Genomic DNA, 22874 nt, shown 5'->3' with positions numbered 1-22874 from the left:
CTGTAGGAGCTGCGGATCGCTGCGATCTTTTGCTTTTAATCCCATGCTAGAGTGCTCGGCCCCGCCCCCGGAGCCTGTCATGAGCCTCTTGATCCGCAGCTTTGCCGCCCTGTTGCTGACCCTCAGCCTGCCGCTGTCCGCCGCGCCGATGCACAGTCAATTCCTGCCGCCGGACGATCTGACCGTGCGCGATGCCGAGCCCGAGCAGCAGCAACTCATGCAGGTCACTGACTACTCCGTGGTCATCGGCGCGCAACGCCAGTCCAATCAGCAGCCGATTCCGGTGACATCACCGCTGATGATCCGCCTCAAGGGCAAGTCCCTGAACAAGGGCGCGACCATCACCCAAGTGCTGGTCAATTTCGACGGCGAAAGCAAAAGCCTGAAAAAACCGGTCTACGACGACAAGAGCAAAACCCTCACGCTGTTCTACCCCTTGGCCCAGTACCGCGTGGTGATCGACTTGCTGCGCAACGACACCGTGTATGTGCAGTTCCTCAGTTACGCCAACGGCCATATCTGGGCCGATTTGCACACCGGGGCGGTGCGATCGCGTTGAGCCGGGCGGCCGGGCAGGGGTAAACTGCCCGCCCCGTGTAATGTCTGCGAGCTGGAGTCGGCAATGCGTAAAGATAAGAAACAAGTGATTGGTGACGAGATCGGCGATGAGCAGATCAAGCTGTTCCTCGATTTTGAGCCGGTCGATGCCACTTCGCCGTCGCTGCACAAACTGATCAAGGCTTATCGTGGCTTGCGTATCGATGATTTCGAGCGCTTTCTGACGTTCTTCGTTGCGGCCGGTTATGACGTGGATGGCAAGGACGAGCACGGCAAGACCTTTGTTGACCTGATCGCCGATCAGCGTAACGCCCCGGACTATATCGAACTGATCGAAAAAGCCCGCGCCTAACACCATCCCTGTGGCGAGGGAGCTTGCTCCCGCTTGAGTGCGCAGCGTTCGAAATTGGGGCCGCTGCGCAGCCCAGCGGGAGCAAGCTCCCTCGCCACAGAGGTCGGTGTTTCAAGTTTCGGGCATAAAAAAAACGCCCCGCACTCACTGAGTACGGGGCGTTTTTTATGCGGCAAGATCAAGCGTAGCTTGGGGTCTCGCTGCTTTCTTCAACCAGTTCCAGCGCGATGTTGTTCTGCGTGTTGATCTTGCGATACAGCGCAGCATCGGTTTCCAGGACCTTTTCACGGGCCGGGAAGATTTCCGCCAGTTTGCCGGCCCACTCACCCTTGGCCTTGGCCGGGAAGCATTTCTCGATCAGTTCCAGCATGATCGAAACGGTCACCGACGCACCCGGCGAAGCGCCGAGCAGGGCGGCGAGCGAGCCGTCCTTGGCCGCAACCAGTTCGGTACCGAACTGCAGGATGCCGCCCTTTTTCGGGTCTTTCTTGATGATCTGTACCCGTTGGCCGGCCACTTCCAGGCGCCAGTCTTCGGCTTTCGCCTCCGGGTAGAAGCGGCGCAGGGAATCCAGACGCTGCTCCATCGATTGCATCACTTCGCTGACCAGGTACTTGGTCAGGTCCATGTTGTTTTTCGCCACGGCCAGCATCGGCCCGATGTTGCCGGCGCGAACCGACAGCGGCAGGTCCATGAAGGAACCGTGCTTGAGGAACTTGGTGGTGAAACCGGCGTATGGCCCGAACAGCAGGGACTTCTTGCCGTCGACTACGCGGGTGTCCAGGTGCGGCACCGACATCGGTGGCGAACCCACAGCAGCCTGGCTGTAAACCTTGGCCTGGTGATGCTTGACCACTTCCGGGTTGTCGCAGCGCAGCCACTGGCCGCTGATCGGGAAGCCGCCGAAGCCTTTGCTTTCTTCGATGCCCGAAGCCTGCAGCAACGGCAACGCCGCGCCACCCGCACCGAGGAAGACGAACTTGGCGTCGACTTCACGGCTGCTGCCGCTGTTGACGTCTTTGATGCTGACGGTCCAGCCCGCGCCGTTACGCTTGAGGCCGGTGACGCGCTTGCAGTATTTGACTTGAGTGTCGGGTGCGCTGGTCAGGTGCTTGAGCAGCTGATTGGTCAGGGCGCCGAAGTTGACGTCGGTGCCGTTCATCACGCGGGTGGCGGCAAGGACTTCGTCCGGCGAGCGGCCCGGCATCATCAGCGGCATCCACTCGGCCATCTTCGCCTTGTCTTCGGTGTACTCCATGTCGGAGAACGCGTGATGCTTGTGCAGGACCTCGAAACGTTCCTTGAGGAAAGAAACGCCTTTGTCGCCCTGGACGAAACTCAGGTGCGGCACCGGGCTGATAAAGGATTTGCACGAGCCGAACGTGCCTTTCTTGGTCAGGTACGACCAGAACTGCTTCGACACCTCGAACTGGGTGTTGATGTGCACGGCTTTCTTGATGTCGACGGTGCCATCAGCCGCCTGCGGAGTGTAGTTCAGCTCGCACAGACCCGCGTGGCCGGTACCGGCGTTGTTCCAGGGGTTGGAACTCTCGGCAGCACCGGAATCCATCAGCTCGACGACTTCCAGCTTGATCGCGGGGTCGAGCTCTTTGAGCAGCACGGCCAGGGTGGCACTCATGATGCCCGCCCCAACCAGAACTACGTCGACTGCTTCGTTATGCGCCATTTAACGCGTCTCCAAAATCTGCAGCACCAAATTGTCGGCATGGCTGCCAGGCGTTCCGGGACAGATCAGTTGTGCCCCAGCTATCCGTGGTCAGGTTCGCCATGTCCGAATCTTCGCAATTTTTCGCAACTTCGACGGATGTATGCGGCTTGGCTTTCAAGAGCTCCATGAACTCATTTCAGCACGCAGCTGGCAATTCGACTTATGGTCGAGACATCCGTTTTTGTGCAACCAAATCCGTAGCGGACAGGCTTCAGGCTCCGATATTCGAGGTATACCCGGTCCTGTGTCGTTGGGCTGTTTCAGACGCTAATGGTGCATGTTCAGACGCAAAACTTTTCATTTGCTCGCCACACTCTTGTGAAGTTGTGAAAACCCGTTTTTTTCACGCTCTTTTGAAGACGTGAACCTCAAAAAAGGGCTGTCCAGGCCTGGCACCCTGCCCGCAAGGGCAAAACAACGCGGTGGCCGAGCGTCATGACAGCTCTGCAGATTCGCGAAAAGCGGGGTTTTTGCCGGAAGAACAGGCAAGCGCGCCAACTTCACTCGATCTGTGTGGGCGGCTCTCTGTGGGCGATTTTGGGTGTCGATGCATGCGCATTGACGCTGTTGCGGGGCCCGATCAGGAGACGTCCTTATAATCGGGGGGAGATTGTATCGAAGAAATGCGGGCAGTTGCTCGTGTTTAATGACTTTTATTAGGCATCCGGTCAGATGCTCAACATCGCTTGCACCCGTGCGCGGGGCTGCGACGCTATGACGCGGGCGCTGGCGGGCAGTGGCTGGTGCAACCAGTTGAGACGGATTTCTTCGATTTCCACCCAACCGTCGCCCATCGGTTGCAGGCTGCACTGCTTGAATGCCTGGCAATGACCGTTGCGGTCGAGCAGGGCGAAGCTGCGGTGCAACGGGCGCGGGGCGAACAACGAGATCAGATAACGCATGATTGAGTACCTTGTGGGGGGACTGATTGCAAGGTTGCCAATGCGCCGTGACGTGAGCGTGTATGTCGGGTGAATAATCTGTGACAGGAACCGCTTTCCCATGGGTTTGTCAGACATTTCAGTATTCGCTGCCGGGCGCTGGTTACCCGCAGTGGCCCACCGCTATACTGCCGGCCTGTTTGTGCCTGATTCTGGAGAGAAGAGCATGTTGCAACGCCTGTTGTTCGGTTTGATCACTGTGGCCGGTTTGACCCTGGCCGGCTGCGCCCACAGCCCGCAACAACTGAGCCCGGAGCCGAAGCTGACCACCCAGCTGGCACCGATCGGCCGTGGCCAGCCAGTCGTCGTGCGTGTGGTTGACGGTCGTCCGTCGCCAACCTTGGGCACCCGTGGCGGCCTGTACCCGGAAACCAGCGCCATCACCGTGCAGCGCGAGCAGATCCTGCCCAAACTGCAGGCTCAGGCTGAAGCCGCCGTGCGTCTGCTCGGCTTCACCCCGACCAACAACGCGCCGAACGCGCCGCAGTTGACCGTGACCCTGGCCGAGCTGAAATACCAGTCGCCGAAAGAAGGCATGTACGTGACCGAAGCGACCATCGGCGCGACCTTCCGCTCCGACGTGCAGAACGCCAACCGTCGCTACAGTGGCCGTTACGGTGCCTCGCTGGACCAGCGTTTCGGCATGGCGCCGAACCAGGAAACCAACACCAAGCTGGTCAGCGACGTGTTGAGCGATGCACTGACGCGTCTGTTCAAGGATCCGACTGTGGGTCAGGTGCTCGCCGAGTAAGCTTTCGGTAGATGTGAAAAAGCCCGGCGCCAGTGATGGCTCCGGGCTTTTTCATGCCTGCTGGATTCAACGCTAATCCCCTGTAGGAACTGCCGCAGGCTGCGATCTTTTGATCTTGTTTTTGAAAATCAAAGTCAAAAGATCGCAGCCTGCGGCAGCTCCTACAGGGCGGCGGTGTTGTTCAGGCAGCCTGTGAGTAAAAGTCGAGAACGCTGACACCCGTCAGCAAATCCGTCTCGGGCAAATCCGCATGCTGATGCCCGCCGAGCGCGCAATACACCAGCCAATGGCGATCCTGAACATTGAAGGCGAGGCTGCCGACGAGGCTTTGTTGTTCGTCGTAAGGGGTAATGAGGTACAGACGGTCCTGGTTTTCAGCGTGAAGCATGTCGCGTTCCATGTGCGTTTCGAGGCGCGCATCTTGGTGTATCCACATGACGATGCCGTGACACAGGACAGCCATCGGTCGATTGTCAGGTTATTTGTCGCAAAGACTGGGGTTGAACGGGCAGGTTTGGTTAGAATCCGCGCCGCAGTCGTCGATCTGGCGACTGCCGTACCGGTTCAGATAGAGGTCTGTGATGTCGCTGCATTTGATGACGCTGTTTACCGCCCATCCCGCCAAGTTGATCAATCTGCTGGCGTTGTTGTTGGCGTTTCCGGGCAGTTGGCTGCTGCACGCCACTCGCCGCCGTGAGCAGCGTGCGATGGCCAGCATTGCCGCCCAGCGTCAGGCGCAACCGAACGCCGAGCCGATCCTCGATTGGGCGACCTTGCGCATGAACCGGTTTTTCTATCGCTTCGGCTTCGCCTGCCTCGGCCTGGCCCTGATCGTTTCCTGGATCAGCACCCGCTTTTAAAAGCAAAAGATCGCAGTCTTCGGCAGCTCCTACACAGGAATGATGTGCATCCTGTAGGAGCTGCCGAAGACTGCGATCTTTTGATCTTGCTGTTGCTTTACAGCGGCAACCCAGCCTTGACCCGGTACTGATTACGCACCGGCGTCGCATATTGCAGCACCATGTACGGACGATGCTCCTCAGGGCAAGCGTCCAGCCGGCTCTGCCATTCTTCCTGCGCCTTGGCCAGTTCATCGGCCGGGAACACCTCGGCAGCCTTCGGCACATTCAACTGCGGATCGGCATCAGCCCACTGCGCATACGCCAGGTAATGCACCGGGAACAACCGGTAACCGCCGAGAATCTGCTTGTCCATTTCGACCGCCAATTGCTTGGTGTCTTCGAACAGCTCGGTGATCGGCGCCGCAAAGTTCACGTGCACCCGGCCCTTGTAGCCAGTGATACCTTTGGCGATGCTCACGTCATCCTCACCCGGCGCTTTCGCGTAGGTGCCAGTGGTGGCGCGGATGTACAGCTCGCGGGCCTTGGCCTGATCGCACGGGTCATATTCGTAGCTGATCGACACCGGGGTGAGGTTCAGCGACTGAATGACCTCGCCGAACGGCTCGTCCTTGCGGCTCATGTGGAACATCTTGAGGATCGCCGACTCGGTACGGTCGTCACCGTCCTTCGCCCGGCCTTCGGCCTGAGCGATCCAGATCGAGGCGCAATCGTTGCGGATCGAGTGGTTGATGTACGCCGACAACAGTTGATACGCGGCCATTTTCTCGCGACGCCCGGTGATCGAACGATGAACGATGAAGCTCTTGTTCAGGCGCATCAGGTCGCTGACAAACGGCTTCTGCAGCAGGTTGTCGCCAATCGCAATGCGTGGGGTCGGCAGGCCGGCGTGGTACACGGCGTAGTTGACGAAGGCCGGGTCCATGACGATATCGCGGTGGTTGGCGATGAACAGGTAGGCGCTGCCGGACTTGAATTGCTCGACACCGGTGTAGGTCACGCCGTCGGTGGCGCGCTCGATGGTGTGGTCGACGTAGGACTCGACCTTGTCCTGCAACGTCGCCACCGACGTCACGTCGGCGAACTCACGACGCAGCCGATGGGCTATAAGTGGTTTGAGCATCCAGCCGAAGGCCCCGGCAAAACGCGGGAAGCGGAAGTGGGTGAGGATATCTAGAAACGCCTTGTCGCCGAGCAGTCTTGCCAGTACCACAGGTACTTCGCTGTCGTCGTAAGGTCGGATGGCATCGAATTCGCCCATCATGCTCTCTTGTTGGAAACGGCTAGGGTAAGTAAAGGTTTTGATCGAAAAACCGCGGGGCACGGTCTGAAAAAGTAGCCAGACAAAAATAGCCCTGCAAATAGACCGGCGATTATACGCACAAGTCACTTGGGAGACCGCGATGCTGGAAAGCGCACTGTATGAATGTCCGTATTGTGGTGAGGAGGTCGAGACTACGCTGGACCTGTCCGGCGGCGATCAGACCTACATTGAGGACTGTCAGGTGTGTTGTCGGCCAATCACGTTCGTATTGCAGGTTCACGAAGATGAGTGGCATCTGGAAGTCTTCAGCGAAAACGAGTGAGGGGCGCTCATGCAGCGAATCTACGAGCCGGAAAACCTGATGGAAGGTGAAATGCTCAAGGGCATGCTCGCCAGCGAAGGCATCGAGGCGCATCTGATCGGCCGCGATTTGCTCGGTGGTACGGGGGAACTGCCGATCTTTGGCTTGTTGGGGCTGTCGGTGGATAACGATCAGGCCGAATACGCTCGCGAGCTGATCACCGCGTACAATGCCGCGCTGCCGCTGCCCGGCGATGAACCGGAGAGCTTCCCCGGGACGCTGGTCTGTTAGGCTGGCCTTCGTTTTACTTCAGAGTCGTGTTGCCCCATGTGTGGACGTTATGCCCTGTTTCGCTGGAACCGCGATTTCGCGACCCTGCCAGGTTTTCCCGCTGATCAGCAGGCGCAGTGGAACATTTCCCCCAATGATTCGGTGTTGATGCTGCGTGCCGGTGAAGATGGCCAGCGCACCCTGGCCCGCGCCCGTTGGGGATTAACGCCGCCGTGGCTGACCGATCTGTCGAAAACACCGGCACATGCCCGGGCGGAAACCGTGGCCGAGCAACCTATGTTCCGCGAAGCCTTGCGTCTGCGCCGCTGCCTGCTGCCGGCCAACGGTTTCTACGAATGGCGTGGGACGCAACGCAAGCGGCCGTTCTGGCTGACGCCGGGGGAGGGTTCTTCACTGTTTTTCGCGGCGATCTGGGAGGCGTATCCGGTGCAGGAGCAGGTCTGGTTGAGCACCGCAGTGATTACGCAGCCGGCCTCGAGTCAGCGCCGGCCGTTGATTCTCGATGAGGCCGGGCAGGCGGCGTGGCTCGATCCCGAGGCGCCGCTACATGTGTTGCAGGGTTTGCTGGCCAGCGAACCAGCGGCATTGCGCGAGCGGGTGCTGGCGAATCTGATCAATGATCCCAAGCTTAATGGGCCGGAGTGTCTGACCCCGGGTTGAACGAATTTGATATTGCCTGTTTGATGTTCGACAAGCGGTAGCTGCGTTGTCCAAAAAAAGGCAGCTACCTGTAATTTCTGACAGTAGACACTATGGGTTAACACGCGTATTCCTCCGACGGTACTTGAAGTCGTACGATTTCAGTAAGTATAAAAAGGAGTGATTCAATGAGTGTTATCCGCCTACTTTCCAGGCTGTCCAGGAGTTATCTATTTATAACGGTGTACTTGAGCCTTTGCTTTGATACAAGTTATGCGGACAGCATGATTATATCCAGTACGGCCCGTAACGTATTGTCCTCGGCTGAGCTACCTCCATTGTTATCAGCTACCGCGACGGGATCAGAGCGATTCTTTGCGGTCGGTAAAATGAGAGGTACGTCCGGTTCCAAGGGGTGGGAATGCACGGCAACACTTGTGGCAGGCAGCGAGACGCCAAAATCTGATCAGCGTGCTCTTATTATCACTGCTGATCACTGTGCTCGTGACGCCAGTATGATAGGTAGTAATGATGTCGTTATAGACAGTCCGGTATCGCCGAATTATTTTTTTATCCCCGCTTATTTTTATGACAATGTTCGCGATCACTACAGATATTCTATAAATCGTATTGTTTATTCGAGTATGAAAGGTGCGGATATCGGGTTGTTGCAGTTGGACGTTACTTATGGCGAACTTCGCTCGCGAGGCATTAAGCCTGCAGTTTTAAAAAACTTTGAAACCTCCGATGTTGGCATTGACCTTGTACATATTCCTGAGGGTTTTTTTTCCGGATCATTATCTACGGCATTCAGTTTGCTCGTCACGGCCGCCTGTGGCTGTTTTCGAAAGCGACTTTCCGATCAGGCCTGAGCTACCGTGGTTTTGGCCAAAGGCACGCGCCAATGATTGCATTGGCGTTTCTGGAGGTTCTTCGGGTTCACCTGTCTTTGCCAGGGGTAGCGACCGTGTAATCGGCGTGCTGTCGACAGCAACCGCTGCTGAGTATTCCGGTTGCGGGTATGCCCGCCCCTGTGAAATAACCCGGTCCGGATTGATCAGTCGCCCTGAGGGTGTTTATACCAATGCGGTGGATGTCATTCTGGCGGCGCTTCGAGCTGATAATACCCTGGACTTGAGTAAACTTGATCCGGGTACCGGAGTCCGACTGGTGCGAACAGGATCGTGGTCGACGCGCTCCAAGGTTCTGGAAAGTGACGGTCAGCTGCGACCAGCCAAGTGGAATCTGAGGATTGAAGACGGCTATGAATTTGTTCGCTACAAAACGGGTGCTGCCAGTTCCATCCAGTGTGAACAGTCAGAAGGGTATGGCGAGGCAGTCAAGGTGGTCGATCAACCCTTGACAGGATTGGCTGTCGATAACAGTGAAGGCGTTCAGGCTATTTGCGTTATTGGTAAACGGTATGGCCAGCCAGACTGGCCATCCCTGAATTATGCGACGGTTCAGTTGCGCCAAATAGATAATACGGCTCCGGTTCAGGTGCCGAAGATTTTGACATTCGATATCGGGACTGAGTGGCAGGTGGGGACATCCGTCCGGCTTAACGAAAATATTAAATCCTATTTTAAGTATGGTGTGCTCGATGCGACCGACTGCCACAGTCAAAGTGATTACTCTCTGTTTACTCACGAGATGACCCTACCCAAAACACATAATGTCCGTTATTGCACTTTTGCTACGGATGAAGCGGGCAACCCGTCACCGATTGTCGGTGCAGATCTTTTTATCAAGTAGGCGGGTGATTGATGAGCGCAAGGACGGTTGTCTGGCCTGACTGAAAGTCACCTTGCGCCAATAGATCACTACACCTTGAACTGATTGATCAACCGCCGCTGCTGCTCCGCCAGTTTGGTCAGGTCCGCACTCGCCGAGCTCGACTCATCCGCACCACCCGCCACTTCATTCGCCACTTGCCCGATATTGATCACGTTACGGTTGATGTCATCGGCCACCGCGCTCTGCTCTTCGGCCGCACTGGCAATCTGCGTGTTCATGTCGTTGATCACTGACACTGCCTGAGTGATCGTCTCCAGCGCCTCAGCTGCTTTCGCCGCGTGCTGCACGCTTTCGTCGGTACGGTTCTGGCTGTCTTCCATGACCCGCACGACATCGCGAGTGCCTTGTTGCAGTTGCTGGATCATGGTCTGGATTTCTTCGGTGGCTTTCTGGGTTTTCTGCGCCAGATTGCGTACTTCGTCCGCCACCACGGCAAAACCACGACCCTGCTCGCCGGCACGCGCCGCTTCGATCGCCGCGTTCAGGGCCAACAGGTTGGTCTGCTCGGCGATGCCGCGAATGGCGGTGAGGATGGCGTTGATGTTCTCGCTGTCCTTGGCCAGGGTCTGCACCACATCGACAGCCTTGCCGATTTCCAGCGCCAACACGCCGATCGAATTGGACGTATCGCGGACAATCTGCATGCCCTGGCTGGCGGCCTGATCGGCATGACTGGCCGCTTGTGCCGCCTGCGTCGCGTTACGCGCGACGTCCTGCGCGGTGGCGGTCATTTCCTGCACCGCCGTGGCGACCTGATCGATCTCGGCCATTTGTTTCTGGATGCCGATGTTGGTGCGAATCGCGATATCGGCGGTGTGCTCCGAGGAATCGCTGACGCTCTGCACCGACGTCACCACTTGGGTGATCATCGCCTGCAACTTGGCCAAAAAGGTGTTGAAGCCCTTGGCGATCGAACCCAATTCATCGCTGCGATCACTGCTCAAACGACGGGTCAGATCGCCTTCGCCCTGAGCAATGTCATTAAGCATCGCGACCATTTGCTTCAGCGGTCGAGCGATACCGTGGCCGACCAGCCAGATCACCAGCAGGCCGAGGCCGGCGATGAGCAGACCGACCATGGCCATGCCGAAGGTGTCGGATTTGCGCTGGGCCTCCAGGTCGCCCTGCAGTTTTTGCAGGTCGGCCATCACCGCGTTGAGCGGCAATTGCAGCATCAATGTCCAGCGCGCGTCGGTCTGGCCGATGCCGAACGGCAGGTACAACTCGATGCGGCCCTTGTCCTTGTCGACCGAGTAAGTCACTTCGCCGCGTTTGAGATTGGCCAGGTTGGCTATCTGCTCGGCGTCGAGGATGTCGCTGACTTTTTCACCGAATTTGCTCGGGTCTTGGGTGTACGCAACGATCCGGCCGTTGCCGCCAATCAGGGCCATTTGCCCGGCGCCGCTGTACAGCTTCTGGTTGGCGCCGAGGAGCATTTCCTGAATGAAGTTCACCGACAGGTCGGCGCCGACGATGCCCTGGAAGGCGCCGTTGAGCATGATCGGTTCAATAAAAGAGGCGAGCATGACGATCTTGTCGCCGACTTTGTACGGCGCCGGATCGATCACGCAGGATTTTTTGCTTTCTTTCGAGCACAGGTAGTACTCGCTGGCGCGCACGCCGGTGGACAAGGTTTTCTGGTCGTCGACGTCGACCAGTTTGTCGAGGCCGAGGGTGCCGTCATCGTTGCGGAACCACCACGGCAGAAAGCGCCCGTTGGCCGCGTCGATACCGACCACGCTGGTGCCGACATAGGCCGCGTCGTTGTGGTCGAGGGCGTTTTTCTCCCAGCCGATGTAGGTGCCGAGAATTTTCGGGTTCTTTTCGACGTTCTCTTTGATCAGGCTGATCAGTTGCTCGCGGCTGACGGTCAGGCGCGGCTGGCCATCAGCACCTGGTGTGCCGAGCAGGGCGTTGACCCGTACCAGGCCGCCGGCAATCAACAGTGGCGCTTCGAGCTCGCGCTGGATCTGGCTGACCTGGGTTTGCGCCAGCGAGGTCAGGCGCTGTTCGATGACTTGCTCGAACTGCGCTTGAGTGCGCTGTTGCACCATCTCTTGCGTGCGCGCGCCGGAAAACAGCGCATACAGCACCAGCGCGGCGACCACACTGAGCACGATGGCGCCGGCCAGGGCGGCGACGGAAAACTGGATCGACTTGAACTTCATGGGAGCTCCGCACGCAAGAGGACGTCTGCGCTGTTGTATCGGCAGCCGGCATCGGGCCATGAGTGCGAGCCGGTGCCATTGAAAGCCGATGTCGCAAATGGATCAGTGCGCGACGCAGTTACACGGGGCTTGGCGGTCGCTGTGAATTTTTTACGACAGCGCTGGTGGGAAACATCTGAAAGTCGCTGCAACACGTCCGTTGTATCTGGCGTGGATACAATTACCCGCCTAGGATACGCGGCAGGTTTTCAGGGAGCTTTTGAATGAACAAGACATTGGTTGTAAGTGCACTGAGCGCAGCGCTGTTGCTGGCCGGTTGTCAGTCGGTCAACACCACCAGCGGCGGCGCCGTGGGTGTGGAGCGCAAGCAGTACATGTTCAGCATGCTGTCCTCGCAAGAGGTCGACCAGATGTATGCGCAGTCGTATCAGAAGACCGTCGGCGAGGCGTCCAGCAAAGGTGTGCTGGACAAGACCAGTCCCGAGGCCAAGCGGGTGCAGGCGATTGCCAACCGCCTGATCGCCCAGGCGCCGAACTTCCGTCCGGATGCGGCGCAATGGCAGTGGGAAGTCAATCTGATCAAGAGCGATGAGCTCAACGCCAACTGTGGTCCTGGCGGCAAGATCATCTTCTATACCGGGCTGATCGACAGCCTGAAGCTGACCGACGATGAAATCGCCGCGGTCATGGGCCATGAAATTGCCCACGCCCTGCGCGAGCACGGTCGTGAAGCGATGTCCAAGGCTTATGGGATCGAGATGGCCAAGCAGGGCGCGGGTGCATTGCTCGGTCTGGGTCAGGACAGTCTGGCGCTGGCCGACACCGTAGCCAATTACGGCATGACCCTGCCGAACAGCCGCGCCAACGAAAACGAAGCCGATCTGATCGGTCTGGAACTGGCCGCCCGTGCCGGCTACAACCCGAACGCCGCGATCACCTTGTGGAACAAGATGAGCAAGGCCTCGGAAGGTGCACCGCCGGAGTTCATGAGCACTCACCCGGCCTCGGCCAGCCGGATTGCTTCGTTGCAGGCGGCGATTCCGAAGGTCATGCCGCTGTACGAAAAAGCCCCGAAATCCTGAGATAGACGGGGCCATTGTGGCGAGGGAGCTTGCTCCCGCTCGGCTGCGGAGCAGTCGTAAATGCAGCAAATGCGGTGAAACGGTTAAACCGCGATTGCAGAGTTTGGGGCCGCTCCGCAGCCCAGCGGGAGCAAGCTCCCTCGCCACAGGTCTGTGTCAGATCAGAAAAAGGGGTTAAACCCAGCCACTGCTCTGCATCGCCTTGTACACCGCAACGATCGCCAGAATCAGGAATGCCGACGCCGCCAGGCGACGGATCAAGGTCAGCGGCAGTTTCTCTGCAGCAAAATTACCCGCCAGAACCACCGGCACGTTGGCAATCAACATGCCCGCCGTTGTACCGATAATCACCAGCCACAGTTCCGGATATTGCGCGGCCAGCATTACCGTGGCGACCTGAGTCTTGTCGCCCATTTCAGCGAGGAAAAACGCAATCAGCGTGGTCAGGAAAGGCCCGAACTTGCGCGCGGTGCTGGTTTCATCGTCATCCATTTTGTCCGGGACCAGTGTCCACAGCGCCGTGGCGGTGAAGCTCGCGGCGAGGATCCAGTGAAGCACCGAGTCTGAGAAGAAACTGCCGAACCAGGCGCCTACCGCACCGGCTGCTGCGTGGTTGGCCAAGGTCGCGGCGACAATACCGGCAATGATCGGCCAGGGTTTGCGGAAGCGAGCGGCGAGAATCAGCGCGAGCAGTTGCGTCTTGTCGCCGATTTCGGCCAAGGCAACGATTGCGGTGGGAACGAGTAACGAGTCCAGCATCAGGATTTCCTAAGGGGCGGGTCGACACGGCTATGACACGTACAGCCTTCCCGCCCCGGGTAAGGTGTGCGTGTCATAGGTCTTGTCAAACCCTGCGATCCGTCTGCTGCGGACGCTTGGGTCGCATACGCCATGATCTGAGGATCAAGTATGTTGACGTATGCCGGACGAGCTTGGCGCTCGTGGGAGACTACTCCCCTAGGACGGAGCGGATTCTGCCTTCGCAAAACCGATAGAGCAAGAACAAATTTTCAGCCGCGCTTGGCCCGATAAATCCGGAAACCATTGCCTTCGGCCTTGATTGCGCACACACCCAGATGCTCTTCGATCAGCGGCTGGTACTTGAGGAAACTGTTCGCCACCAGGCGCAGTTCGCCACCGTTTTTCAGATGTTTCGCCGCTTTTCGCAGCAAGTTCTCGGTGGCGAAATAATCGGTGTGCACGCCGACATGGAACGGTGGATTGCTCAGAATCGCGTTCAGACCCATCGGCGCAGCGTCGATACCGTCACCGGTCAGCACTTCAGCTTCCAGACCGTTGGCCGCCAATGTCAGACGACTGCTGGCGGCGGCGAAGGCATCGACGTCAAGCAGGGTCACCTGATTGTGCGGGTAGCGACGTTTGACCGCCGCCCCCAGCACACCCGCGCCGCAACCGAAATCGAGCAGATGGCCGCTCGGCAGTTTGTCCAGATGCTCCAGCAGCAGGGCGCTGCCGCGATCCAGTCGACCGTGGCTGAACACGCCCGGCAGACTAATGACTTTCAGTGGGCCTTCGGCCAGCGGCAGTTCATAGGTCTGCGCCAGGCTTTCCAGCGACTTCGCTTCAGGCGCATTGACCACGGTCACTTGCCAGAGCTGGCAGTGCCGCGCGCTGTCGAGCTTGCGTGGCTTGCCGAACGGGTTGAGCTGCTTGGCCGCGCCTTCGATGCCGCTGCGTTTCTCGCCGACCAGAAACACTTCTAGACCGGCCAGGCGCGAGGCCACGGCGTTGAGGATGTAATCGGTCAGGTCCTTGGACTTGGGCAGAAACACCACGGCGCTGTCGAATTCGCGCTCAGGGATGTTCACCCCAAAGTGGCTGCGGCCTTCGAAACGGGCGTCCAGCGCGGCCTGGTCGCCGGCATGCCAGCACCAGCCGAATGCGTTGGGCAGGCGTCCGAGCAAATCGTCGGCCGGCAAACCGGCGAGCAACAGCGAACCCTGGAATAACTCGGCCTGACGAAGCAGTACTTCACTGCGCGGATCCATAACTGCTCCTCAAAAAAAAGTGCCGCAGTTTATCAACTGACGACCCGCAGCGCCTTACCGCTGAAGAACGCCTGAGCGTTTTCGGTCAATTGGCCGACGATGCGCTGGCGTGCCTCGCGGCTGCCCCAGGCGTTGTGCGGGGTGACGATCAGGCGCGGAATGTCCGCTGCGAGCAACGGATTGCCCTGGGTCGGTGGCTCGACGCTCAACACATCAGTGGCCGCGCCGCCCAGATGCCCGGCGCGCAGAGCATCGGCCAGTGCCTGTTCGTCGATCAGGCCGCCGCGTGCGGTGTTGACCACAAAGGCACCGGGTTTCATCGACGCCAGTTCGCGGGCGCCGATGAAGTGCCGGGTGTGTTCGTTGAGCGGGCAGTGCAGGGTCAGGGCGTCGATCTGCGGCAACAATTCGTTCAACGGCAGACGATCCGGGCGGGCAGGGCGGCCGGGAATCTGCCCGAGCAGCACGCGCATGCCGAACGCTTCGGCCAGTCGCGCCACGGCGCCACCGAGTTCGCCGTGTCCGAGCAGACCGAGGGTTTTGCCTTCCAGCTCAACGATCGGGTAGTCGAGCAGGCAGAACTGTTTTGCCTGCTGCCAGCGACCTTCGCCAACGGCTTTCTGGTAATCGGCCAGACGCGTGGCAAGGTTGAGCAGCAGCATGATCGTGTGCTGCGCCACCGACGGCGTGCCGTAACCCTGGCAGTTGCACACGGTGATGCCGCGAGCGCGGGCGGCGGCCAGATCGACGTTGTTGGTGCCGGTGGCGGTGATCAGGATCAGCTTCAGGTCGGGGTTGGCGGCCATGGCGGCGGCGTCGATCAGGATCTTGTTGGTGATCGCTACGGTGGCGCCTTGCAGGCGCTCGGCGACGTGTTCTGGCCGGGTCTGGGCGAACAGTTGCAGGTCGCTGAAGCAGGCACGCAACGGGCTGAGGTCGAGATCGCCGAGATCCAGAGACGGGTGATCGAGGAATACGGCGCGGCGCGGATTGCTCATCAACTGTACCTTTTGTGCGGTGAACGGAAGGCGTAATCTGCCGAGCCTACCAGATGAAACAAATCGTTACGTGCTGGTCGAACTCAGCCAATATTTTGCAGGTAAGTGCGCTACCTGTGGCGAGGGAGCTTGCTCCCGCTGGAGGGCGAAGCCGTCCCAAGCAGCCTGCTCGAGTTTTTCAGATATTCCGCGACATCCGGTTTTACGACTGCTGCGCAGCCGAGCGGGAGCAAGCTCCCTTGCCACAAATGGGTGGTGGCCGCAGATTCCATGTTTATCCCGAAATTGTAGGAGCCCCTATGTACTGGACCGAGTTCTTGACCGTTGCACTGATCCACCTGCTGGCCGTCGCCAGTCCCGGCCCGGACTTTGCCGTGGTGGTGCGCGAAAGCGTGACCCACGGGCGTCGCGCCGGCACCTGGACCGCACTGGGCGTGGGCACGGCGATTTTCCTCCACGTGGGTTATTCGCTACTCGGCATCGGCCTGATCGTGTCGCAGTCGATCGTGTTGTTCAACGCGTTGAAATGGGCGGCGGCGGCTTACCTGCTGTACATCGGCTTCAAGGCGCTGCGCGCGCAACCGGCGACAACCGTGACCGATGACCTGCACAAAGAGGCGGGCGTGCGCACGGCGCGCGGCGCGTTTACGTCGGGATTCGTGACCAACGGCCTGAACCCGAAAGCCACGCTGTTTTTCCTGTCGCTGTTCACCGTGGTGATCAACCCGCACACGCCACTGGCGGTGCAGGCCGGCTACGGGATTTACCTGGCAGTCGCGACTGCGATCTGGTTCTGCCTCGTTGCGATGCTGTTCAGCCAGCAACGCGTACGCGCCGGTTTCGCCCGCATGGGCCACTGGTTCGACCGCACCATGGGCGCGGTGCTGATCGCGCTCGGCGTGAAAATCGCGTTTACCGAAATGCACTGATCTGACTGTGTAGGAGCTGCCGAAGGCTGCGATCTTTTGAGCTTGATCTTAAAAAAACAAAGTCAAAAGATCGCAGCCTCGTTGCACTCGACAGCTCCTACACGAGTTCGCTGAGTTTGCTCAGGTTGTTGAGGTAGTCGCGGGGATTTTCCCCTAGCAAACGGCGAAACATCGCGCTGAACGCCCGCGCGCTGCCGTAACCCAAATCCCGCGCCACACGCTGCACGCTGTCCCCGGCGAGCAGCCGTGGCAGGGCTTCCATCAGCCGCAGTTGCTGGCGCCAGGCGTTGAAACTCATCTTCAACTGTTGCTGAAACAGCCGCGCCAGCGTGCGTGAGCTGGCGCCGACGTGCTGCGCCCAGTCTTCCAGCGTATTGGCATGATCGGGGGTGTGCAGCAGTGCCAGACAGATGTTTTGCAGGCGCCGGTCGGTGGGCATCGGAATGTGCAGCGGCAGGTTTTCCAGACCGGCGAGTTCTTCCAGCATCAACTGCTGAATCAGCGGGTTGTCGGCATGCGGCGGCCCTTGCACGGCACGCAGGATCAGTTCTCGCAACAACGGCGTCACCGCCAGCACGCAACATTGCTGCAGGCTGTCGGGAGACAGTTCGGGAGCGATGAACAACGAGCGCATCTGCACGTCGCCGCTCATGAAAATCTCGTGCGCCACTTCTGGCGGAATCCACACCGCGCGACTTGGCGGAATCACCCACGCACCCGATTCCGTGACCACGCGCATGATCCCGCTGACCGCATACAACAACTGCGCCTCGCGATGCAGGTGCAGCGGCTGGTGGGCGCCGTCCAGATAGTCCCGGGGGTAGGCACTCACCGGGCCGTGTTCGAAATGGCTGATCAACATGTCTGGTTTGATGACTTGTCTGGCAGGAATGCGCTTTGCGGCCAACTTAGCATAAGCCGCTCATAACAACGTAAAGCGTGCCGCCATGAATCAATCGACAAATGTCATTCGCTATATCAACGCCGCCCATGTGATCGATCACATGTTCATGCTGATCTTTCCCGCCGCCGTGCTCGGTATGACGCAGGCCTTCGGCCTCGATTACGCCACGCTGATCGGCCTGTCACTGGGCGGCTTCATTGCCTTCGGCGCTTGTTCGCTACCCGCCGGTTGGCTGGGCGATCACTGGAGTCGGCGGCAGATGATGCTGGTGTTCTTCTTCGGAATCGGCGCTTCAGCGATGTTCACTGGCCTGAGCAGCAGCCCTGCCATGCTGGTGATCGGTCTGACCCTGATCGGTATTTTTGCGGCGATTTATCACCCGGTCGGCACGGCGATGTTGGTCGCTTACGCACAAAACCGCGGCCGGGAAATCGGCATCAACGGTATGTGGGGCAATCTGGGTGTGGCGTTTTCGGCGCTGATCACGGGCTTGCTGGTGGCGCAATTCGGCTGGCGCTCGGCGTTTCTGTTACCGGGCGCGGTGGCGATTGTGCTGGGGGCTGGCTTCGCCTTGCAGGTGCGTGAAGAGCCGATTCCGAAGCGTGCGCACACGCCGCTCAAGGGGGCCGCTGGCCAGCGTATTTCCATGCTCATGGTGTTCGGCGTGCTGGCGCTGGCGACGGCCACTGGCGGCGTCGTGTTTAACGCCACCACCATGACGTATCCGAAACTGTTTCAGGAGCGTTTGCATGAACTGTTCGCTTCGCCACAAACCCTGGGTGTGGTGGTCAGCCTGGCGTACGCCTTTGGCGCGGTGGCGCAGTTGAGCATTGGTCGGGTGTTGCATCGGCTCAGCCTGAAATGGCCGTTCATTGTCCTGACGATGTGCCAGGCGCCGCTGTTGCTTGCGCTGGCCTATGTCGACGGATGGGCCGTGATCGCCCTCGGCGCAGCGTTCATGTTCGTGGTGTTTGGTCAGGTCACCGTCAATGATGCGATGGTCGCCAACTTCGTCGCCCCGCAGTGGCAATCGCGCGTCTTCGCCCTGCGTTACTGTTTATCGTTTGGTGCCAGCGCGACGGCGATTCCGCTGATTTCCTATGTCGAACCGCGCCATGGTTTTGTAGGCCTGTACTTGATTCTCGCGGGTTTCGGCGCTTTGACCTTTCTAGCCGCGGTGGTTTTCCCACGCACACCTTCCGAAGAGGCTGTAGGGCAAACAGCCTGACCGATGACGAAAACCGGCAAATGCTGGCGCAAAGCTAGCATTTGTACGGCTATGCAAATCATTCCTTTGGCTGATTTGGCTGGCGTATAAGGGTTCTAGAGTACCAATCACTACGCCAACACCGTGCAGTCAGAAAAGGGATTCTTATGTTGCAGACTCGCGTCATTCCCCCGGCCGATGGGGCCTACCAGTATCCATTGCTGATCAAGCGGTTGCTGATGTCCGGTGCCCGTTACGAGAAAACCCGCGAGATCATCTACCGTGACCAGTTGCGTTACAGCTACCCGACGCTGATCGAGCGTGTGGCGCGGCTGGCCAACGTGCTGACGGCGGCGGGTGTGAAGGCCGGTGACACTGTGGCGGTGATGGACTGGGACAGCCATCGTTACCTGGAATGCATGTTCGCGATTCCGATGATTGGCGCGGTGATCCACACGATCAACGTGCGCCTGTCGCCGGAGCAGATCCTCTACACCATGAACCACGCCGAGGACCGCTTTGTGCTGGTCAACAGCGAGTTCGTCGGTCTGTACCAGGCAATCGCACCGCACCTGACCACGGTCGAGAAAACCCTGCTGCTGACTGATTTGCCGGAAAAAACCGCCGACCTGCCGAATCTGGTCGGCGAGTACGAGCAACTGCTGGCCGCCGCGAGCCCGCAGTACGACTTCCAGGATTTCGACGAAAACTCGGTCGCCACCACGTTCTACACCACCGGCACCACGGGTAATCCCAAAGGCGTGTATTTCACCCATCGGCAACTGGTCCTGCACACCATGGGCGTGTCGACGATCATGGGCGCGATCGACAGCGTGCGCCTGCTCGGCACCAACGATGTGTACATGCCGATCACCCCGATGTTCCATGTGCATGCCTGGGGCCTGCCGTACGTGGCGACCATGCTTGGCCTCAAACAGGTTTATCCGGGGCGCTACGATCCGGAATTCCTCGTCGAGTTGTGGCGCAAAGAGAAGGTCACGTTCTCCCACTGCGTGCCGACCATCCTGCAAATGCTGCTCAGCGCCAAAGGCGCGCAGGGCACCGATTTCGGTGGCTGGAAAATTGTCATCGGCGGCAGCGCACTCAACCGCACGCTGTATGAAACCGCCAAGGCGCGGGGCATTCAACTCACCGCCGCGTACGGCATGTCGGAAACCGGGCCGCTGGTGTCCTGTGCACACCTCAACGATGAGTTGATGGCCGGCACTGAAGACGAGCGCACCACCTATCGGATCAAGGCCGGTGTGCCGGGGCCGCTGGTGGAAGCGGCGATTGTCGACGCCGAGGGTAACTTTCTCCCGGCCGATGGCGAGACCCAGGGCGAACTGGTGCTGCGTGCGCCATGGCTCACCGAAGGCTATTTCAACGAACCGCAGAAGGGTGCCGAGCTCTGGGCCGGCGGCTGGTTGCACACCGGCGACGTTGCCACACTCGACAGCATGGGCGTGATCGACATTCGCGACCGCATCAAGGACGTGATCAAGACCGGCGGCGAGTGGATCTCTTCGCTGGACCTCGAAGACCTGATCAGCCGCCATGTGGCGGTACGCGAAGTAGCAGTGGTGGGCATCGCCGATCCGCAGTGGGGCGAGCGCCCGTTTGCCTTGCTGGTGATCCGTGAAGGGCATGTGATCGGGGCACGCGAGCTCAAGGAACATCTCAAGCCGTTCGTGGAATTGGGCCACCTGAGCAAGTGGGCGATCCCGAGTCAGATCGCCCTTGTTACCGAAATTCCCAAGACCAGTGTCGGCAAGCTCGACAAGAAGCGCATCCGCCTCGACATCACCGAATGGCAGGCCAACAACAGCACCTTCCTCTCGACACTTTGAGTGTCTGCTGGCGCGCCGAAAACGGCGCGCCAGACCCACCAAGCAAGCGCTTGGCTTGTGAAATCGAAAAAATCAGCCATCCTTGCCGTGCCGACTTGTGTCGGACTGGCGAAAGGACTGTTCCAGAGTGGTTGGCGGCTGCAAATCACACTTTAGAGGGATCAAGCAGTACCACCTGCTGGCTATAGTCCGCTCAAGGATTTTTAAGAACGGGGCACACGCACAAAACGGGGCGATGCATCTTTGGAGTGATTTCGGGCTGTCTCTGGCACCCGGTCCTTCAGGCGTTTTTAAAAGTACTCACTGCCATAACAATAATGCACATGGAGTAGCGTCGATGACCTCAGTAAACCAGTTCTGGCGCCGGGCGAAACTGCCTCTGGCGGTCAGTCTTGCTTCTTCGCTCGCCGGGCCCGCATTCGGCGTCAGTTTCAACGTCGGTGAAATCGAGGGCCAGTTCGACTCGTCCCTGTCGATCGGTGCCAGTTGGTCTACTCAGAGCCCGAACAAGAACCTCATCGGCGTCAACAACGGCGGCCACGGCCTGTCGCAGACTTCCGATGACGGTCACGCCAACTTCAAGAGCGGAGAAACCTTTTCGAAGATCTTCAAGGGCATCCATGACCTTGAATTGAAATACGGCGACACCGGCGTGTTCGTCCGTGGCAAATACTGGTACGACTTCGAACTCAAGGATGAAAGCCGCGAGTTCAAGGACATCAGCGATTCGGGTCGCAAAGAGGGCGCCAAGTCGTCCGGCGCGCAAATCCTCGACGCCTTCGTCTACCATAACTACTCCATCGCCGATCAGCCGGGTTCTGTGCGTCTGGGCAAGCAAGTAGTGAGCTGGGGTGAAAGTACCTTCATCGGTGGCGGCATCAACTCCATCAACCCGATCGACGTGTCTGCTTTCCGTCGTCCGGGCGCCGAGATCAAGGAAGGCCTGATCCCGGTCAACATGTTCTACGTGTCCCAGAGCCTGACCGAAAACCTCTCGGCCGAAGCGTTCTATCAGCTTGAGTGGGACCAGACCGTCGTCGACAACTGCGGCACGTTCTTCTCGCAGCCGGACATCGTTGCCGACGGTTGCAACGACAACCTGCGTGTACTGAACAAACGTTCGCAAATTCCGGCCGTTGCCCTGGGGCCATTGGCCGCCAACGGCGTCAACGTCAACGAAGAAGGTGTGCTGGTGCGTCGTGGCCCGGATCGCGATGCGCGCGACAGTGGTCAGTGGGGCGCGTCCCTGAAGTACATGTTCGAGCCGCTGGATACCGAGTTCGGCGCCTACTTCATGAATTACCACAGCCGTGCGCCGATCTTCAGCGCCACCGGTGCGCCACAGTCGGTCTACAACACTGCCGCGGGCTTGCCGGGGCCGTTTGCTGCCCTCGCACCCTTGCTGGTAGCGGGCAACTCGAATTACTTCATCGAATACCCTGAAGACATTCGCCTCTACGGCCTGAGCTTCTCCACCACCCTACCTACCGGTACGGCGTGGAGCGGTGAGATCAGCTACCGCCCGAACGCCCCGGTGCAACTGAACTCCACCGACATTCTGTTCGCCGGCGTCCGTCCGCTGGGCGGCGCACTGACCAACGCTTCGCTGCTCACTGGCGTTCCTGGCCAGGATCTGCATGGTTATGAGCGCAAGGAAATCACCCAGATCCAGACCACGTTCACGCACTTCTTCGATCAGGTCATGGGCGCCAGCCGTCTGACCCTCGTCGGCGAAGTCGGCGCGACCTACGTCGGCGGGCTGGAAAGCCGTTCCGACATGCGTTATGGCCGCGATCCGGTGTACGGCCCGGGTGAGTTGCCGGCCACTGGCGGTGTAAATACCTGCGCCAACATTCTCAACGCCAGCACCATCAATGGTGCAGGGCCGGGTTCGCCGCAGAACAACCGCAGCCGCAATTGCGACAACGACGGTTTCACCACATCAATGTCGTGGGGCTATCGCGGTCGCGCCATCTGGGAATACAACGACGTCTTCGCCGGTGTGAACCTCAAGCCGAACGTGGCCTGGTCCCACGACGTCAGCGGTTACTCGCCAGGCCCTGGCGGCAACTTCGAGGAAGGTCGCAAGGCGGTTAGCCTGGGCGTCGACGCCGAATACCAGAACACCTACACCGCGAGCCTGGCCTACACCAACTTCTTCGACGGCAAGTACACCACTGTGGATGACCGCGACTTCGTTGCGCTCAGCTTCGGCGTGAACTTCTAAGCACTGCATTTCAGGAC

Annotated in this window: 23 protein-coding genes and 1 riboswitch; of the genes, 14 read left to right on the top strand and 9 right to left on the bottom strand. The window is 59.2% G+C overall.

Annotation, left to right across the window (positions count from 1 at the left end):
* The first annotated feature begins 79 nt into the window (after positions 1-79).
* Positions 80-559, top strand: a complete 480-nt coding sequence (locus BK670_RS07560; protein ID WP_123449267.1) for a hypothetical protein — start codon at positions 80-82, stop codon at positions 557-559.
* A gap of 63 nt (positions 560-622) precedes the next feature.
* Positions 623-910, top strand: a complete 288-nt coding sequence (locus tag BK670_RS07555; RefSeq protein WP_095136825.1) for a PA4642 family protein — start codon at positions 623-625, stop codon at positions 908-910.
* A gap of 178 nt (positions 911-1088) precedes the next feature.
* Here BK670_RS07555 and mqo read toward each other — a convergent pair whose 3' ends face one another.
* Together mqo and BK670_RS07545 are read right to left on the bottom strand one after the other, a co-directional pair.
* Positions 1089-2597 (bottom strand): malate dehydrogenase (quinone), encoded by a 1509-nt coding sequence (gene mqo / locus BK670_RS07550; protein WP_123449266.1) that lies wholly within the window; start codon positions 2595-2597, stop codon positions 1089-1091.
* Between the two features lie 710 nt (positions 2598-3307).
* Positions 3308-3541 (bottom strand): hypothetical protein, encoded by a 234-nt coding sequence (locus BK670_RS07545; protein ID WP_007912834.1) that lies wholly within the window; start codon positions 3539-3541, stop codon positions 3308-3310.
* A 205-nt stretch (positions 3542-3746) separates the two neighbouring features.
* On the opposite strand from BK670_RS07545, the gene BK670_RS07540 reads away from it, so the two are divergent.
* Positions 3747-4331: a YajG family lipoprotein gene (locus BK670_RS07540; RefSeq protein ID WP_123449265.1), complete on the top strand. Its 585-nt coding sequence runs from the start codon at positions 3747-3749 to the stop codon at positions 4329-4331.
* Between the two features lie 181 nt (positions 4332-4512).
* Here the strand turns inward: BK670_RS07540 and BK670_RS07535 are convergent, their stop codons facing one another.
* Positions 4513-4719, bottom strand: a complete 207-nt coding sequence (locus BK670_RS07535) for a hypothetical protein (protein WP_008083982.1) — start codon at positions 4717-4719, stop codon at positions 4513-4515.
* Between the two features lie 193 nt (positions 4720-4912).
* Between BK670_RS07535 and BK670_RS07530 the strand changes: the two genes are divergently transcribed.
* Positions 4913-5191 carry a hypothetical protein gene (locus BK670_RS07530; protein ID WP_016985168.1) on the top strand — a complete coding sequence of 93 codons (279 nt, stop codon included), beginning with the start codon at positions 4913-4915 and terminating at the stop codon, positions 5189-5191.
* A gap of 97 nt (positions 5192-5288) precedes the next feature.
* Here BK670_RS07530 and BK670_RS07525 read toward each other — a convergent pair whose 3' ends face one another.
* Complete coding sequence (locus tag BK670_RS07525; RefSeq protein WP_185036741.1) at positions 5289-6452, bottom strand: 1-acyl-sn-glycerol-3-phosphate acyltransferase; 1164 nt, start codon at positions 6450-6452, stop codon at positions 5289-5291.
* A gap of 142 nt (positions 6453-6594) precedes the next feature.
* Between BK670_RS07525 and BK670_RS07520 the strand changes: the two genes are divergently transcribed.
* The 5 genes from BK670_RS07520 to BK670_RS07505 all read left to right on the top strand — a co-directional run bounded on the left by BK670_RS07520 (position 6595) and on the right by BK670_RS07505 (position 9441).
* Entirely contained in the window at positions 6595-6777 is a 183-nt protein-coding gene (locus BK670_RS07520) for a CPXCG motif-containing cysteine-rich protein (RefSeq protein WP_123449263.1), read from the top strand.
* 9 nt (positions 6778-6786) lie between these two features.
* Positions 6787-7047, top strand: a complete 261-nt coding sequence (locus tag BK670_RS07515; protein ID WP_007912819.1) for a putative signal transducing protein — start codon at positions 6787-6789, stop codon at positions 7045-7047.
* A gap of 36 nt (positions 7048-7083) precedes the next feature.
* Positions 7084-7707 (top strand): SOS response-associated peptidase, encoded by a 624-nt coding sequence (locus BK670_RS07510; protein WP_123449262.1) that lies wholly within the window; start codon positions 7084-7086, stop codon positions 7705-7707.
* A 167-nt stretch (positions 7708-7874) separates the two neighbouring features.
* Positions 7875-8558, top strand: a complete 684-nt coding sequence (locus BK670_RS29475; RefSeq protein WP_148047007.1) for a hypothetical protein — start codon at positions 7875-7877, stop codon at positions 8556-8558.
* Entirely contained in the window at positions 8521-9441 is a 921-nt protein-coding gene (locus BK670_RS07505) for a hypothetical protein (protein WP_185036740.1), read from the top strand. The genes BK670_RS29475 and BK670_RS07505 overlap by 38 nt, the downstream gene beginning before the upstream one ends.
* Positions 9442-9509: 68 nt before the next feature.
* Here the strand turns inward: BK670_RS07505 and BK670_RS30395 are convergent, their stop codons facing one another.
* Positions 9510-11651, bottom strand: a complete 2142-nt coding sequence (locus BK670_RS30395; RefSeq protein ID WP_123449260.1) for a methyl-accepting chemotaxis protein — start codon at positions 11649-11651, stop codon at positions 9510-9512.
* Between the two features lie 263 nt (positions 11652-11914).
* On the opposite strand from BK670_RS30395, the gene BK670_RS07495 reads away from it, so the two are divergent.
* Positions 11915-12733: a M48 family metallopeptidase gene (locus BK670_RS07495; RefSeq protein WP_123449259.1), complete on the top strand. Its 819-nt coding sequence runs from the start codon at positions 11915-11917 to the stop codon at positions 12731-12733.
* A gap of 174 nt (positions 12734-12907) precedes the next feature.
* Here the strand turns inward: BK670_RS07495 and BK670_RS07485 are convergent, their stop codons facing one another.
* From BK670_RS07485 to BK670_RS07475, 3 genes are all read right to left on the bottom strand, one after another.
* Complete coding sequence (locus tag BK670_RS07485) at positions 12908-13492, bottom strand: TMEM165/GDT1 family protein (protein ID WP_123449258.1); 585 nt, start codon at positions 13490-13492, stop codon at positions 12908-12910.
* Positions 13493-13579: 87 nt separating this feature from the next.
* Positions 13580-13704, bottom strand: a riboswitch (yybP-ykoY riboswitch).
* 39 nt (positions 13705-13743) lie between these two features.
* Positions 13744-14742 carry a class I SAM-dependent methyltransferase gene (locus BK670_RS07480; protein ID WP_123449257.1) on the bottom strand — a complete coding sequence of 333 codons (999 nt, stop codon included), beginning with the start codon at positions 14740-14742 and terminating at the stop codon, positions 13744-13746.
* 32 nt (positions 14743-14774) lie between these two features.
* Complete coding sequence (locus BK670_RS07475) at positions 14775-15740, bottom strand: 2-hydroxyacid dehydrogenase (RefSeq protein ID WP_123449256.1); 966 nt, start codon at positions 15738-15740, stop codon at positions 14775-14777.
* 299 nt (positions 15741-16039) lie between these two features.
* Between BK670_RS07475 and BK670_RS07470 the strand changes: the two genes are divergently transcribed.
* Positions 16040-16669 carry a LysE family translocator gene (locus BK670_RS07470; RefSeq protein WP_123449255.1) on the top strand — a complete coding sequence of 210 codons (630 nt, stop codon included), beginning with the start codon at positions 16040-16042 and terminating at the stop codon, positions 16667-16669.
* Between the two features lie 97 nt (positions 16670-16766).
* Here the strand turns inward: BK670_RS07470 and BK670_RS07465 are convergent, their stop codons facing one another.
* Complete coding sequence (locus tag BK670_RS07465) at positions 16767-17531, bottom strand: AraC family transcriptional regulator (RefSeq protein ID WP_123449254.1); 765 nt, start codon at positions 17529-17531, stop codon at positions 16767-16769.
* A gap of 85 nt (positions 17532-17616) precedes the next feature.
* Here BK670_RS07465 and BK670_RS07460 point away from each other — a divergent pair, with 85 nt between their 5' ends.
* From BK670_RS07460 to BK670_RS07450, 3 genes are all read left to right on the top strand, one after another.
* The gene (locus tag BK670_RS07460) at positions 17617-18801 is read left to right on the top strand and encodes an MFS transporter (RefSeq protein ID WP_123449253.1); all 1185 of its coding nucleotides are present in this window, start codon (positions 17617-17619) and stop codon (positions 18799-18801) included.
* A 146-nt stretch (positions 18802-18947) separates the two neighbouring features.
* Positions 18948-20630, top strand: coding sequence for a fatty acid--CoA ligase (locus BK670_RS07455; protein ID WP_123449252.1), 1683 nt, complete (start codon positions 18948-18950; stop codon positions 20628-20630).
* A 337-nt stretch (positions 20631-20967) separates the two neighbouring features.
* Positions 20968-22857, top strand: coding sequence for a DUF1302 domain-containing protein (locus BK670_RS07450; protein WP_123449251.1), 1890 nt, complete (start codon positions 20968-20970; stop codon positions 22855-22857).
* The last annotated feature ends 17 nt before the right edge of the window (positions 22858-22874 follow it).

The sequence above is a fragment of the Pseudomonas fluorescens genome, from assembly GCF_003732425.1.
Taxonomy (GTDB): domain Bacteria; phylum Pseudomonadota; class Gammaproteobacteria; order Pseudomonadales; family Pseudomonadaceae; genus Aquipseudomonas; species Aquipseudomonas fluorescens_BE.
This window is presented reverse-complemented; position numbering and strand designations above follow the sequence as displayed.

Coding starts and splice junctions, on each gene's coding strand:
- BK670_RS07560 (WP_123449267.1), top strand. CDS start 80: ATGAGCCTCTTGATCCGCAGCTTTGCCGCCCTGTTGCTGACCCTCAGC.
- BK670_RS07555 (WP_095136825.1), top strand. CDS start 623: ATGCGTAAAGATAAGAAACAAGTGATTGGTGACGAGATCGGCGATGAG.
- mqo (WP_123449266.1), bottom strand. CDS start 2,597: ATGGCGCATAACGAAGCAGTCGACGTAGTTCTGGTTGGGGCGGGCATC.
- BK670_RS07545 (WP_007912834.1), bottom strand. CDS start 3,541: ATGCGTTATCTGATCTCGTTGTTCGCCCCGCGCCCGTTGCACCGCAGC.
- BK670_RS07540 (WP_123449265.1), top strand. CDS start 3,747: ATGTTGCAACGCCTGTTGTTCGGTTTGATCACTGTGGCCGGTTTGACC.
- BK670_RS07535 (WP_008083982.1), bottom strand. CDS start 4,719: ATGCTTCACGCTGAAAACCAGGACCGTCTGTACCTCATTACCCCTTAC.
- BK670_RS07530 (WP_016985168.1), top strand. CDS start 4,913: ATGTCGCTGCATTTGATGACGCTGTTTACCGCCCATCCCGCCAAGTTG.
- BK670_RS07525 (WP_185036741.1), bottom strand. CDS start 6,452: ATGGGCGAATTCGATGCCATCCGACCTTACGACGACAGCGAAGTACCT.
- BK670_RS07520 (WP_123449263.1), top strand. CDS start 6,595: ATGCTGGAAAGCGCACTGTATGAATGTCCGTATTGTGGTGAGGAGGTC.
- BK670_RS07515 (WP_007912819.1), top strand. CDS start 6,787: ATGCAGCGAATCTACGAGCCGGAAAACCTGATGGAAGGTGAAATGCTC.
- BK670_RS07510 (WP_123449262.1), top strand. CDS start 7,084: ATGTGTGGACGTTATGCCCTGTTTCGCTGGAACCGCGATTTCGCGACC.
- BK670_RS29475 (WP_148047007.1), top strand. CDS start 7,875: ATGAGTGTTATCCGCCTACTTTCCAGGCTGTCCAGGAGTTATCTATTT.
- BK670_RS30395 (WP_123449260.1), bottom strand. CDS start 11,651: ATGAAGTTCAAGTCGATCCAGTTTTCCGTCGCCGCCCTGGCCGGCGCC.
- BK670_RS07495 (WP_123449259.1), top strand. CDS start 11,915: ATGAACAAGACATTGGTTGTAAGTGCACTGAGCGCAGCGCTGTTGCTG.
- BK670_RS07485 (WP_123449258.1), bottom strand. CDS start 13,492: ATGCTGGACTCGTTACTCGTTCCCACCGCAATCGTTGCCTTGGCCGAA.
- BK670_RS07480 (WP_123449257.1), bottom strand. CDS start 14,742: ATGGATCCGCGCAGTGAAGTACTGCTTCGTCAGGCCGAGTTATTCCAG.
- BK670_RS07475 (WP_123449256.1), bottom strand. CDS start 15,740: ATGAGCAATCCGCGCCGCGCCGTATTCCTCGATCACCCGTCTCTGGAT.
- BK670_RS07470 (WP_123449255.1), top strand. CDS start 16,040: ATGTACTGGACCGAGTTCTTGACCGTTGCACTGATCCACCTGCTGGCC.
- BK670_RS07465 (WP_123449254.1), bottom strand. CDS start 17,531: ATGTTGATCAGCCATTTCGAACACGGCCCGGTGAGTGCCTACCCCCGG.
- BK670_RS07460 (WP_123449253.1), top strand. CDS start 17,617: ATGAATCAATCGACAAATGTCATTCGCTATATCAACGCCGCCCATGTG.
- BK670_RS07455 (WP_123449252.1), top strand. CDS start 18,948: ATGTTGCAGACTCGCGTCATTCCCCCGGCCGATGGGGCCTACCAGTAT.
- BK670_RS07450 (WP_123449251.1), top strand. CDS start 20,968: ATGACCTCAGTAAACCAGTTCTGGCGCCGGGCGAAACTGCCTCTGGCG.